This is a genomic window from Synechococcus sp. H55.9 (genome assembly GCF_047462355.1).
Lineage (GTDB): Bacteria > Cyanobacteriota > Cyanobacteriia > Thermostichales > Thermostichaceae > Thermostichus.
Genome location: NZ_JANSJB010000009.1, coordinates 36,844 through 49,565, shown reverse-complemented (window position 1 = coordinate 49,565; position 12,722 = coordinate 36,844). Strand labels below are relative to the sequence as shown.

The 12,722-nt window shown below is 61.6% G+C and carries 13 protein-coding genes; 9 read left to right on the top strand and 4 right to left on the bottom strand.

Annotated elements, in window-relative coordinates; genetic code table 11:
- The first annotated feature begins 166 nt into the window (after positions 1–166).
- A complete protein-coding gene (locus tag NW857_RS02515; protein WP_414335657.1) occupies positions 167–1,204 on the top strand; it encodes a M14 family metallopeptidase in 1,038 nt (345 codons plus the stop codon).
- Here NW857_RS02515 and NW857_RS02510 read toward each other — a convergent pair.
- A complete protein-coding gene (locus tag NW857_RS02510) occupies positions 1,178–1,273 on the bottom strand; it encodes a DUF924 family protein (RefSeq protein WP_414335655.1) in 96 nt (31 codons plus the stop codon). The two genes, NW857_RS02515 and NW857_RS02510, sit on opposite strands and share 27 nt — an antisense overlap.
- A 164-nt stretch (positions 1,274–1,437) precedes the next feature.
- Between NW857_RS02510 and recN the strand changes: the two genes are divergently transcribed.
- Positions 1,438–3,165 carry a DNA repair protein RecN gene (recN, locus tag NW857_RS02505; protein ID WP_414335653.1) on the top strand — a complete coding sequence of 576 codons (1,728 nt, stop codon included), beginning with the start codon at positions 1,438–1,440 and terminating at the stop codon, positions 3,163–3,165.
- A 5-nt stretch (positions 3,166–3,170) separates the two neighbouring features.
- Here recN and NW857_RS02500 read toward each other — a convergent pair whose 3' ends face one another.
- Together NW857_RS02500 and NW857_RS02495 are read right to left on the bottom strand one after the other, a co-directional pair.
- Positions 3,171–3,878 carry an ABC transporter ATP-binding protein gene (locus NW857_RS02500; RefSeq protein WP_414335651.1) on the bottom strand — a complete coding sequence of 236 codons (708 nt, stop codon included), beginning with the start codon at positions 3,876–3,878 and terminating at the stop codon, positions 3,171–3,173.
- Positions 3,875–4,693 carry an ABC transporter ATP-binding protein gene (locus tag NW857_RS02495; protein ID WP_414335650.1) on the bottom strand — a complete coding sequence of 273 codons (819 nt, stop codon included), beginning with the start codon at positions 4,691–4,693 and terminating at the stop codon, positions 3,875–3,877. The genes NW857_RS02500 and NW857_RS02495 overlap by 4 nt, the downstream gene beginning before the upstream one ends.
- A 288-nt stretch (positions 4,694–4,981) precedes the next feature.
- Here NW857_RS02495 and NW857_RS02490 point away from each other — a divergent pair, with 288 nt between their 5' ends.
- The 4 genes from NW857_RS02490 (at position 4,982) to NW857_RS02475 (ending at position 9,230) form a co-directional block, all read left to right on the top strand.
- Entirely contained in the window at positions 4,982–6,235 is a 1,254-nt protein-coding gene (locus tag NW857_RS02490) for an ABC transporter substrate-binding protein (protein WP_414335648.1), read from the top strand.
- Between the two features lie 158 nt (positions 6,236–6,393).
- Entirely contained in the window at positions 6,394–6,729 is a 336-nt protein-coding gene (locus NW857_RS02485; protein WP_414335647.1) for a hypothetical protein, read from the top strand.
- Positions 6,730–6,910: 181 nt separating this feature from the next.
- On the top strand, positions 6,911–8,797 hold the full coding sequence (locus NW857_RS02480) for a BamA/TamA family outer membrane protein (RefSeq protein WP_414338083.1): 1,887 nt from the start codon (positions 6,911–6,913) through the stop codon (positions 8,795–8,797).
- 64 nt (positions 8,798–8,861) lie between these two features.
- Positions 8,862–9,230 carry a hypothetical protein gene (locus NW857_RS02475; protein WP_414336073.1) on the top strand — a complete coding sequence of 123 codons (369 nt, stop codon included), beginning with the start codon at positions 8,862–8,864 and terminating at the stop codon, positions 9,228–9,230.
- Here the strand turns inward: NW857_RS02475 and NW857_RS02470 are convergent.
- Positions 9,227–10,309: an Mrp/NBP35 family ATP-binding protein gene (locus tag NW857_RS02470; RefSeq protein WP_414367877.1), complete on the bottom strand. Its 1,083-nt coding sequence runs from the start codon at positions 10,307–10,309 to the stop codon at positions 9,227–9,229. The two genes, NW857_RS02475 and NW857_RS02470, sit on opposite strands and share 4 nt — an antisense overlap.
- Positions 10,310–10,483: 174 nt before the next feature.
- Here NW857_RS02470 and NW857_RS02465 point away from each other — a divergent pair, with 174 nt between their 5' ends.
- From NW857_RS02465 to NW857_RS02455, 3 genes are all read left to right on the top strand, one after another.
- Complete coding sequence (locus tag NW857_RS02465; protein WP_414367875.1) at positions 10,484–10,840, top strand: DUF6464 family protein; 357 nt, start codon at positions 10,484–10,486, stop codon at positions 10,838–10,840.
- Complete coding sequence (locus NW857_RS02460) at positions 10,815–11,309, top strand: N-acetyltransferase family protein (protein ID WP_414338073.1); 495 nt, start codon at positions 10,815–10,817, stop codon at positions 11,307–11,309. Before NW857_RS02465 ends, NW857_RS02460 begins: the two co-directional genes overlap by 26 nt.
- 80 nt (positions 11,310–11,389) lie before the next feature.
- On the top strand, positions 11,390–12,709 hold the full coding sequence (locus NW857_RS02455; protein ID WP_414334410.1) for a competence/damage-inducible protein A: 1,320 nt from the start codon (positions 11,390–11,392) through the stop codon (positions 12,707–12,709).
- The last annotated feature ends 13 nt before the right edge of the window (positions 12,710–12,722 follow it).

Genomic DNA, 12,722 nt, shown 5'->3' with positions numbered 1-12,722 from the left:
CAGCCAGTTGTTTACCTCCAGCTAAGGATGAGACAGTTCGCTACCCCAATCTCCATCTCCCCTCTCCCGTTGGGAGAGGGGCTGGGGGTGAGGGCCTATTTCACGGATCCCCTTTGTCCTTAAGCAGCCAAAAGGTTTGCGTTGAGGTGCTTGCCCAAAAAACCGTATGCTCACTGTTCTCGATCACCTGCCGGAGCAACTCCTAGATTTAGAAGCCCATCAACTCTACGACCGATTGGGCGGGCCAACCCTCATCCATCTGGCGGGACGACGGGATCCCCCCTTGTTTGTGTCCGTCCTGCTGCACGGCAACGAGGTCACCGGCTGGCAGGCGGTGCGACAGCTTCTGCGCCGCTACGTCCAGCGGGAACTGCCCCGTTCCCTGTCCCTTTTCATCGGCAATGTGTGGGCTGCTCGCCAAGGACAACGGCGGCTAGACGGCCAACCGGACTACAACCGCATCTGGGGCCCCGGCTCCACCCCCGAACACGCCATGGCCCAGGCCGTCCTGCAGCAGATGCAGCAGCGGGGCGTGTTTGCCAGCGTCGATATTCACAACAACACCGGCACCAACCCCCACTACGCCTGTGTCAACTACTTAGATGCTTCTACCCTGCACCTGGCCACCCTGTTTGGGCGCACCGTCCTCTACTTCACCAAACCGGAAGGGGTACAGAGCATGGCCTTTGGTCGCTTCTGGCCGGCGGTAACCCTGGAATGTGGCAAGCCGGATCAGCCCCACGGCACCCAACATGCCCGCGAATTTCTGGAAGCCTGCCTGCACCTGTCAGCAATCCCTCAGCGCCCCGTCCTTAGCCAGGATATCGACCTGTTCCACAGCGTTGCCATCGTCAAGATCCCAGACGAGGTGAGCTTCAGCTTTGGGGAAGAGGCGGACGACCCACACCTGCGCTTTCCCCCCGATTTGGATCTCTTCAATTTCCGGGAGCTCCCTCCCCACACCCGCATCGGCTGGACGAGCAACGGCTTTCACCTCGACGTGCAAGACGAGCAGGGCCAAAATGTGGCCGATCGCTTCTTCTACGCCCAAGATGGCGAAATTCGCACCCGCGTGCCCATTATGCCGAGCATGCTCACCCTCAACAGCCGCATCATCCGCCAAGACTGCCTCTGCTACTTGATGGAGCGCTACCCTCTGGCCGCTATCGCCCCCCCCTCAGACAAAAGACCCCGGCTGTTGTAGAAAATCCAGCTCTGCGGCTGTAGAGGGGCGACCGAGAACGGCATTGCGATGGGGGAAGTTGTTGATCAAACCCCTGGGCCACCCAAAGCCAAGGGATCCGTTGCAACGGCAGGGGGAGTGCCGCGAAACCCATTGCGGGGAAACCAGAGAACTCCGTCTCGCTGCAAGGGATGGCAGGTACGCTAACGTGAGACAGAATCCTCAAAACTGCCAACTGAGCACACGGGATCCCTATGTTGCGCCTGCTGCGGATCGAGAACTTTGCCCTGATCGAGCACTTGGAGATTCCCTTTCGGGCGGGGCTGAACGTGCTGACCGGAGAAACGGGCGCGGGCAAGTCCATCATTCTCGACGCCCTGGATGCCGCCCTAGGCGGGCCGGCGCGAGCCCTGCGCAGCGGCAGCGAGCGAGGTCTGGTGGAAGCGGTTTTCCATCTCAATCCCGAGCTGGCAGCCTGGCTAGAACAAGAACAAATCGACCCCCTAGAGGAGGGCTTGGTCTGTAGCCGCGAACTGCTGTTGCGCAACGGCAAACTCACCAGTCGTTCGCGGGTGAATGGGGTGCTGGTGAACAAAGCCCAGATGCTCAGCCTGCGCTCCCAATTGGTGGAGATCACCGCCCAGGGGCAAACGGTTCAAATCCAATCTCCGCAAACCCAGCGCCGTTGGCTGGACGATTTTGGCGGCGAAAAGCTGCTGCGAACACGCGCAGAAGTGGCCGCCCTCTACCAAACTTGGAACTATCTGAAAACAGAGACAGAATCCCGCCGGCAAAACCAGCAACTGCGCCTGCAACGGCTAGACCTGCTGCAGTTGCAAGCGCAAGAACTGCTCGCCCTGCGGCTGGAGGATCCCGACGAGCTGGCCAAACTGGAGCGGGAGCGGGATCGCCTGGCCCACCGGGTGGAGCTGCAGCAGCAAAGTTACGCAGCCCACCAACTGCTCTACCAAAATGACAGCGGCTCACCGGCCATCGCCGACCTGTTGGGCCAGGCCGAACGGTTACTGCAAGCTATGACCCAGCGGGATCCCGACCTGGCCCCTCTGGCCGAAATGCTCAGCAGCGCCCTCATTCAGGTAGAGGAGGTGGGGCGAGAGCTGCTGCGCTACGGCGAGACGCTGGAGGCGGATCCCGGTCGGTTGAATAAAATTGAACGGCGCCTTGCCCAACTCCGACAAGCCTGCCGCAAATACGGCCCCACCTTGGCCGAGGTGATGGCCCATGCGGAGCGGGTGCAGGCCGAGTTGGCCCAACTGCGAGGCGACAACACCGACCTGGAGGAATGGCAGGCACGGCTGGACAAAGCTGCCCAAGACTTGGAGTGCCATTGCCGAGTGCTCTCCCAACTGCGCCACCAGGCGGCCCGCCAACTGGAAGAGGCCCTTCTTGAGGAGCTCAAGCTGCTGGGGATGGGCGCAGTGCAATTCCAGGTGCGGATCCAACCCGGCCCCCCGACGGCAGAAGGGGTGGATCAGGTGAGCTTCTGGTTCAGCCCCAACCCGGGTGAGCCCCTACAGCCTCTGGCCAGCATCGCCTCCGGCGGCGAGATGAGCCGTTTTTTGCTGGCCCTGAAAGCCGTATTCAGCCGCATCGATCCGGTGACCACCATGGTTTTTGACGAGATCGATGCCGGTGTGTCCGGCAAAGTGGCCCAAGCCATCGCCACCCAGTTGCACAGCATCGCCCAAGATCACCAGATCCTCTGCGTCACCCACCAGCCCCTGATCGCTGCCTTGGCAGATCACCACCTGCGGGTTTACAAGGTGGTGCAGCAAAAACGAACTTCTGTGCGGGTGGAACTGCTAGGAGAACGGGAACGCCGCGAAGAATTGGCCCAACTGGCCGCCGGCCACTCCGCCCAAGAAGCGATGACCTTTGTAGAGGCTCTCCTCAAGCAAGCGGCTCAACTGCGCCAGCCCCGCCTAGCTCCCCTCTCCCTCGGGGAGAGGGGCTGGGGGTGAGGGCCTCAACCGCCCAAAAACAGCTCCAGCACCTCGGGATTGTTCAACAGGTTGGGGCCGGTGTCCTCGAAGCGGTTTTCTCCCATAGATAAGACGTAGCCCCAGTCCGCCATCTGCAGGGCCTGCTTAGCATTCTGCTCCACCATGAGGATGCTGACGCCAAGGCGGTTGATCTGCCGCAGGAGGGCAAAGGTCTGCTCGATGTACAGGGGCGACAGGCCGGCTGTCGGCTCATCCAGCAACAACAACTGTGGCTCTGCCATCAACGCTCGTCCCATAGCCAGCATCTGCCGCTGTCCGCCCGACAGGGATCCCGCCACCTGGCGCCGCTTCTCTTGCAGGGGCGGAAACAGCTCATAAACCCGCTCCAGTTGGGCGGCATAGCCATCGCGTCGGATGAAGGCCCCCATCTCCAAGTTTTCCTGCACGGTGAGGGAAGGAAAGACGTTGTTGGTTTGGGGCACAAAGCCGATCCCCCGTCGCACCAGTTGCTCGGCAGGGAGATGCGTGATGTCGGATCCCTGAAACAGCACCCGGCCTGTGCGGATGGTGGCTAGGCCAAACAAAGATTTCAGTACCGTCGATTTGCCCGCTCCGTTGGGGCCGATGATCACCACGATTTGGCCAGGGTTCACCTTCAAGTGGATCCCTTTGAGGATGTCCACCCCCCGGTAGCCACTGTAGAGATCTTGGATGTCCAGCAAAGGGGTCATGAGAGGGATCCCTCCGAAGGCAGAGAAGAGGGTTTGGATGGACTCAGGGAGTCGGCCAGCGCCACCGATCCCAGATAGGCCTCCCGCACGGCTGGGTTTTGTTTAATCTCCTCCATGGATCCCTGGGTCAACACCCTGCCGGCGGCCATAACTACCACGTGGTCGCAGAGACGGGTTACCAGATCCAAGTCGTGCTCGATGATGCAGAAGGTACAGCCGCGCTCGCGGTTGAGATACTCGATAAAGCGCATCAGATCCGCCAGCAACGTGCGGTTGACGCCGGCCCCCGGTTCGTCCAGTAGGATCACCCGCGCATCGGCCATGAGGGTGCGCCCCAGTTCCAGCAGCTTCTTCTGCCCACCGGAAAGGGTGACGGCCAGTTGATCCCGCAGATGGATGAGGTTGAGCCGTTGCAAAACCTCTTCGGCCCGAGCTTGCAGGTTGCGTTCTTGTCGTTGCACCTGCCGCCAGCGGAACCAGGCATTGAACAGGTTCTCCCCCACCTGTTGGGGCGGGACGACCATCAAGTTCTCCAGGACGGTCATGCGGCCAAACTCGCGCGGGATCTGAAAGGTGCGCACCAGGCCGCGCCGGAACAGATGGTGGGGGGGCAGGCCGGTGATGTCTTCCCCATCCAGCCAGATGCGTCCGCTACTGGGCCGAACGAACCCGGCGATGATGTTGAAAAGCGTGGTTTTCCCGGCCCCATTGGGGCCGATCAAGCCCGTGATCCGACCGGTTTCAATGCGGAAGGAACAGTGATCTACCGCGCTGATGCCGCCAAACCGTTTGGAGATGTCGTCGATAACAATCACGCTGCCCGATGAGTTCAGTATTTCAATATAATGAGCCCAATTGCCGAGTTTGCTTATTATCCTTCCCGGATCCCTCTGGGAGCAACTGCCCTTGGAGGTCGCAGCCAACCCTGCGGCAGCTAGGGAACGGGCGAGATACTGAGTCTGGCCCGCTTGTTTTCTGGAGCCATCTTTTTTGAGGGAGTGGGGAACGCTTTGAGGCGAGCCAACGTCTAACTGCTACAATTCAACACTTGGCTTTTGGGATCTGAGTTCTACTTTCTCTTGCCTCACAGGAGGTTGTTGGTTATGTCTCGCATGCACAAACTCACCCGACGCGCCTTTGCGGCGGCGGCTGCCCTGACGGCGGCTGCTCTGGCCACCACTTTGCTGCCCGGCACGGCCCAGCAGGCTGCTCAAACGCCGGTCAAGATTGGGGCTCTGCTGTCTTTGACAGGAGATCTGCAGGCCTATGGAGAAAATTGCCTCAAGGGCATCAAGCTGGCCCTCGACCAGATCAACGCTGCCGGTGGCATTTTGGGATCCCCTGCTCAGGTAGTGGAGGCCGATGACCAGACCTCGGCCCAGCCGGCTATCGACGCCGCTCAGCGGCTGGTGAATGTGGAGAAGGTAGCCGGTATTATCGGTGCCCTGGGCAGCGGCATCACCATCCCGGTGGCCACCACGGTGACAGCTCCCAACAAGATCCCGCAAATTTCCCCGGCTTCCACCGCTCCCACCATCACCACCCTAGAGGACAGCGATTTTCTGTTTCGCACCGTTCCTTCTGATGCTTTCCAAGGGGTAGCCCTAGCCCAGGTTACCCGCGAAGAGAATCTAGAGCGGCTGGCGGTCATCTACATCAACAACGACTACGGTAAGGGGCTGGCCGACAGCTTTAAGGCGGCCTTTGAAAAGCAGGGCGGCAAGATCACCAAAGCTGTTCCCTACGATCCCGGCAAGGCCTCCTACCGCAGCGAGCTGACCCAACTGAAGGAAGGGGATCCCCAGGCGTTGGTGCTGATCGGCTACCCCGAAAACGGCGTGGTCATCCTGCGGCAAGCTTTGGAAGAAGGGCTATTCGACCGCTTTGTCTTCACCGATGGCATGCGCTCTCCCGATCTGGCAGCCCAGGTGGGAGCCGATAAGCTAGAGGGATCCATCGGCACCTCGCCCCAGGCCCTCACCGACAGCAAAGCCTACCAGATCTTTGCCGACGCCTACAAAGCTGCCTACGGGGAGCTGCCTCCCACCCCCTACATCGACACCGCCTATGATGCCGCCTTCCTCTTAGCTTTGGCCATCCAAAAAGCCGGCAGCACCGATGGCACTGCCGTTCGCGATGCCTTGCGCCAAGTGGCCAATCCCCCCGGCACCGAGATCTTGCCCGGCGAGTGGGCCAAGGCGGTGGAGCTGCTGAAGCAAGGGGAGGATATCAACTACACCGGCGCTTCCGGCTCGCTGGACTTCGACGAGAAGGGGGATGTGGCTGGAACCTTTGCCCACTGGACTTTCCAAGGGGGGAAGGTAGTCGATCTGAAAGTGTTTGAGCCGGGGAGCTAATTTCCTTTGGGGGTTTTCTAACGGTTAAGTTCAGTCAAATAAGCAACAGGGGCCTGCAAGGAGCACTCTTTGCAGGCTTTTTTGCGGCAAGTCAACAGAGCCTTCTGGACAAAACAGGCTAAAGTGTCGGCATCCTGGCGTCTTGTGGAGAATCCTCAATGTTGCCCACCCAACTTGTCGCTGCAATGGCAGCCCTGCTCAGCTTCGGGTTTGCTCCAGCCGCCCTAGCCCAGATCCCCCACCTTGAGCAGACGGCACTCCCAAACGACAGCGCCACCCTTTTGCAAAGCAATGTCCTACAAAACATCGTCTTCGTCGTGCCCAACGCCCCAACGCAGCACTACGCTGGCAGGTGGGGTTGGCGCAGCAGCCCCTCACCGCCCCCTGCCCCCATCACAATCCTGATCCTCAACTCCCAAGCCAACCTGTCCGCCGAGGCAGCCGAGCCGCAGACCTGTGGCCAGCGCTGCCAGGGATCCCTGCGCCTGCCGTAAAGAAGAGGCGGCTGCTTGCACTTCAGACTGCCCAAGCCCGCAATCCGGCTCGCGGCAATGCTCGGATCCGCAGGGATGGGGGTTGATATAATTCAGGGCAATTGTCCACCGCTGGGCGGCAGAGGGTTTTAGCGCAATCTTGGCCCAGCTTTCCAATCTTTGTGGTGTGCGAGGGATCCCTATGAATTGTTCCAGGCAACTCTGCCCTTGGCTAGCTTCAGCCCTGACCTGTGGGATGGTGCTACACACCGCTGCAGCTTGGGCACAGCCCCAACCCGGCACCCTGGATCTGCGCACCGGTGGCGATGCCCCCGCCCAACCCACCCCCACACCTACCCCCGCCGCCGGCGAGCCAGAAGTTGAAGTTTTGGTGGCAGAAGTGGTGGTCGAGGGTACCGACGACCCAGAGCTGATCGAGCAGGTTTACAAGGCTATTCGCACCCGCGCCGGCGAGGTCTCCACTCGTTCCCAACTGCGGGAAGACATCAACGCCGTGTTTGCCACCGGTTTTTTTGCCGATGTGCGGGCGGTGCCTTCCGATACGCCTCTGGGGGTGCGAGTCACCTTTGAAGTCAAGCCCAACCCCACCCTCAAAGCCGTGCGCACGGAAGGGGCAAAAGTTTTGGATCCGGAGGTGCTCCAAAAGGCCTTTGCCGACCAGGAAGGGCGGGTGCTCAACTTTGGCAAGCTGCAGGCAGCGGTGGCCGAGATTGAGCAGTGGTATGCCGACAAGGGCTACGTGCTGGCCAAAGTGACAGATGTGCGCTCCTCCGAAGATGGCACTCTCACCCTGGAAATTGCCGAAGGGGAGATCGAGGATATTCGCGTGCAGGGCAACACCAAAACCCGCGACTTCATCATCACCCGCGAGCTGAAGTCCAAGCCAGGGGATGTGTTCAACCGCAACCAAATCCAGGAAGACCTGCAGGCGGTTTTCAACCTCAACCTCTTTCAGGATGTAAATGTGGGGCTCAACCCCGGCCAGGATCCCGACAAGGTGGTGGTGGTGGTGAACGTGGAAGAGCGCCGCACTGGCACCTTGAGCGGCACCATCGGCGTCAGCTCGGCCACAGGGGTCTTTGCCGGCCTCAGCGTCTCGGAAGAAAACTTGGGCGGCAACAACCAGAGCGCCAGCTTCAATGTGCAGTTGGGCACCAACGAAACTCTGTTTGATTTGAACTTCACCGACCCGCGCATTGCCACGCTGGAGATCCCCACCTCCTACAACGTCAACATCTCCAACCAGCAGAGCTCCAGCTTTGTTTTCAACGAGGGATTGACCTTGCCCAACGGGGATCCCGTGCGCATCAACCGGCTGGGCGGCAGCGTCACCTTCTCGCGTCCCATTGGGGGCAATTGGCGGGCCAGCTTGGGCACCCGCGTCCAATTTGTGGAAGCCCGCAACAGCAACGGCGAGCAGGAGCGCTTTGATGTGCTGGGCAACCCGATTACCTTCAGCGCCAGCGGCCAAGACAGCTACACCACCCTGCGGCTCGGCCTCGTCAACGACAGCCGCGACAACCCCAACAGCCCCAGCCAGGGATCCGTCTTTCGCATCTCCAGCGAACAGTCGGTACGTCTATTCGAGAATGGCCTCAACGCCAACCGCCTCGAGACCAGCTACAGCCAGTTCATTCCCGTCAAGCTGTTCGAGACCCGCAGCGAACGACCGCAGGTGCTGGCCTTTGACGTGCGGGCGGGCACCACGATTGGCGACTTGGCTCCCTACGATGCTTTCCCCATCGGCGGGGGCAGCTCGGTGCGGGGATTTTTTGAGGGTGGCGTCGGCTCCGGTCGCAGCTTTGCCACGGCGACGGCGGAGTTGCGTTTTCCCCTTTTCGACCCGGTGGGGGCAGTGGTCTTCGCCGACTACGGCACCGATCTGGGCAGCGGCGCGGCGGTCATCGGCAATCCTGCGGCGGTGCGCAACAAGCCGGGCAGCGGTTTGGGGCTGGGGGCCGGTATCCGCATCCAATCTCCCTTGGGGCCGCTGCGCATCGACTACGCAATCGGGCAAGGGGAGGCCGGCCAGGCCCAACTGCACTTTGGCATTGGCGAGAAGTTCTAGCTTGGCGGTGGATCTGCTGCCGGCTTGCTATGGTGGGAGCAAGTGCTCGTGAGGGAAGCAACCGATGAAACGGCAACTTGGCCAATCGTTCCGCGGCGGATCTTGGGTACTCTTGCTCTGCGTCAGCCTAGCCCTGGCAGGGTGTGGGCCGTTGGCGCGGCTGGGCATCGGCACAACCCCCATCGCCCAGATCGAACAAAATCCTTCCCGCTACACCAATGTGTACGTCCGCGGTCGTGTGGTCAATCAAATAGGCGTGTTTGGCCAGGGCGTGTACGAGATCCAAGACAACAGCGGCTCCCTCTGGGTCATCACCGACAGGGGCCTGCCGGCCATGAACAGCACCGTAACCGTGCGCGGCAAGGCCCAAGAGGGCATCGTGCTGGGGGGACGCAGCTTCGGGGTCTCGTTGGTGGAAGCAGAGCGCTTCTAGCTGGCCCCCAAAGCCAGCATGGAGACGCGGCCCGCCAAAGTTTTGGCAATTTGCCGCAGGGCTTGGGCCGAAGCCGATTCGGGCTGGCCGACCACAATCGGCTGACCCGCATCTCCCCCTTGGCGCAGGGCAATCTCCAACGGGATCCGCCCCAGCAGTGGGATCCCCAGCTCGCGGGCCGTAGTTTCTCCGCCGGCTGAGCCGAAGATATCGTACTGGCGATCCGGTAGGTCAGGTGGAATGAAGTAGCTCATGTTCTCTACAATGCCGAGAATGGGCACCCCTAACTGGCGAAACATGTTCAAGCCCTTGCGGCTATCCAGCAGGGCCACCGACTGCGGCGTAGTGACGATCACAGCTCCCGCCAGCGGCACCGCCTGCACCAGGGTCAGTTGCGCATCCCCGGTGCCGGGGGGCATGTCCACGATGAGATAGTCCAGCTCCCCCCACTGCACCTGGTAGAGGAATTGCCGGATGACGCCGTTGAGCATCGGCCCCCGCCAGATCACCGGCTGATCCCGCCCCACCAAGAGACCCATCGACACCATCTTGACGCCGTAGTTCTCCAGGGGGAAGATGTCCTCGCCGCCGTCTTCCCGCTTGCGCACCAACAGAGACTGATCCTGCAACCCCAGCATCAGCGGCACATTGGGGCCGTAGATATCGGCATCCAGCAGCCCCACCCGCGCTCCGCTCTGGGCCAGGGCAACCGCCACATTCACCGATACCGAGGTTTTGCCCACCCCCCCCTTGCCGCTGGAGATGGCGATGATGTTGCGCACGCCGGGGACAGACTGGCGATCCGGCAGGGAGGGCGAGCGGGGAGTTTCTGCTGTAACCGTGACCTCGATGGTTTCAACGGGAGCCAGGCGGCGGATGGCAGCCTTGCACTCCTCGACGATGAGTTCCCGCAAGGGGCAGGCCGGTGTCGTCAGCACCAGGGTAAAGGCCACCCGCTCCGGCTCGACGCGAATGTCGCGGATCATGTTCAGTTCCACCAGGCTGCGGCGCAGCTCCGGATCTTGAACCGGGCGCAACGCCTCAAGGATGGCGGCAGCATCGAGGGTGGAGGTGGTCATGGCATCAAAAATGAAGTAACGGCTCTATTTTTCACTCTAATCGGTTTTTCTCCAGGGTCCTCGCCCGCTGGCAGGACAGTTGCGAAACTGTCTGCCAACCCTGGCCCTCTGTAGCCGACTGGCCTAGGCTGGCTCTGGTTGGAAGACAAGGCTGTTGGCCGACGGAGGAGGGCAATGGTGCAAGCGCTGATCATGGGAGTCGGTTTGTGGTTGGGACTGACGTTCTTGGCCCAGTTGATCCCTCTGCTGGAAAAGAGAGGCTCCTGCCGCCCCTCAAGCTGGGATGAGCCCACTCCCTCCCGCGAGCTGCAGCCCACCTCGGCCTGGGATCCCTCCTGCCGCTACTTTTCTCGCTCACCCTATCTGCCCTGTGCCGTGAACCCCCTGGGCCCCTGTCGCTGCCCTCATTACGTCGCGCCTCCAACCGCTGGGGGAAAAAGAATAAGCTGGAGTCTGTACCCGTGCCGATGTTCCAGGAAAAGAGTGGGTGGAGCCGGGCAAAAGTATGGAAATTCGTCCTGCCACGCCTGAGGATGTGCCCGTTCTGTTTGATCTCATCTGCGCTTTGGCCGAGTACGAGCACCTGAGCCACCTGGTAACGGGATCCGCCGAGCTGCTGCAACAGCATCTGTTTGGCCCCGAAGCCTTTGCCTCGGCCTTGTTGGCAGAAGTGGGGGGGCAAGCGGTGGGGTTTGCCCTCTACTTTCGCAACTTTTCCACCTTCCTCACCCGACCGGGGATCTACCTGGAAGACTTGTTTGTGCTGCCGGAGTTTCGCGGCAGGGGCATTGGCAAGGCGCTCTTGGCGCGGGTGGCCCAGGAGGCAGTGGCCAAAGGATATGGGCGGCTGGAGTGGATGGTTTTGGACTGGAACCAGCCGGCGATTGAGTTCTACCGGCGCCTGGGTGCCAAGCCACATCCGGAGTGGATCCTGCACCGCGTGGTGGGTGCTGAGCTGGAAGCTTTGGCTCGGCTGGCCGAGGATCCCTACCCCTCTTGAGCAAGAGATCCCAGGGATCCCTGCGCGAAAGGGGGATCCAGACCTCTATACTTAGCGGCTGAGCCGAGGTTGAGCCGAGCATGAGCCCAACGCAAACCGTCACTCCCCAGGGGGCTGAGATCCTCTGCATTGGCACAGAGCTACTCTTGGGGGAGATTACCAACACCAACGCCCAATACCTAGCAGCCGAGCTGGCCAAGCTGGGGATCCCGCACTACTACCAAACGGTGGTGGGGGACAACGAAGCCCGCATCCACCATGCTTTGGAGGTGGCCTGCAACCGCTCCAGCCTGCTTTTAATTACAGGAGGGCTGGGGCCAACCCCGGATGATCTGACCCACGCGGCACTGGCCTCTTTTTTCGGCGTGGAGATGGTGGAGCACCCGCAGGTTTGGGAGGAGATTCTGCGAAAGTACGGCCAGCGAGGTATGGAGCCCTCGCCCAGTAACCGCAAGCAGGCCTTTTTGCCTCAGGGGGCAACCGTCCTGCCCAACCCCCTGGGCAGCGCCTGTGGCCTCATCTGGCAGCCCCGGCCCGACCTGCACATTCTCACCTTCCCCGGCGTGCCGCGGGAGATGCAGCAGATGTGGCAGGAGACGGCTGTGCCCTATTTGCGCTCCCTGGGCTGGGGCAAGGAAGTGTTTTACAGCCGCGTGTTGCGCTACTGGGGCATTCCTGAATCGACCTTGGCCGAACGGGTGGGATCCCTGCTGGCGGGGGAAAATCCCACCGTGGCTCCCTACGCCAGCCAGGGGGAGGTGCGCCTGCGGGTTACCGGACGTGCCCCCACGCGTGAGGCGGCGGAAGCATTGATTGCCCCGGTGGTGGAGCAGATTTTACAGATTTCCGGGGAAGACTACTTCGGCAGCGACGAGGCCACCTTGGCCAGCGTGGTGGGGGAGTTGCTGCTGCAGCGGGGGCAAACCCTGGCGGTGGCGGAATCCTGCACCGGTGGCCTGCTGGGGCAGTTGGTAACCGGGATCCCGGGCAGCTCCCGCTATTTTGTTGGGGGGATCGTTGCCTACGACAACCGCATCAAGGAGCAGCTCTTGCGGGTGGATCCCGCGGCGCTGCAGCAGCAGGGGGCCGTGAGCGAGCCGGTGGCGGCCCAGATGGCGCTGGGGGCCAAGCAAGTCCTCGGCTCCGACTGGGCCTTGAGCATCACCGGCATTGCCGGGCCAGACGGGGGTACCCCCACCAAGCCGGTCGGCCTTGTGTATCTGGGCTTGGCCGACCCGGAGGGGAACGTGGAAGTCCACGAGTACCGCTTCGGCAGCTTGCGGGGCCGCGAGGGGGTGCGCTGGTGGAGCGCCCAGACGGCGCTGGATTGCCTGCGGCGGCGCTTGCTCCGCTACCCCCTTTCGGGGGATCCACCTCAGCAAGGCCAGATCCTTGAGTAAGCTGGGGGAGCAG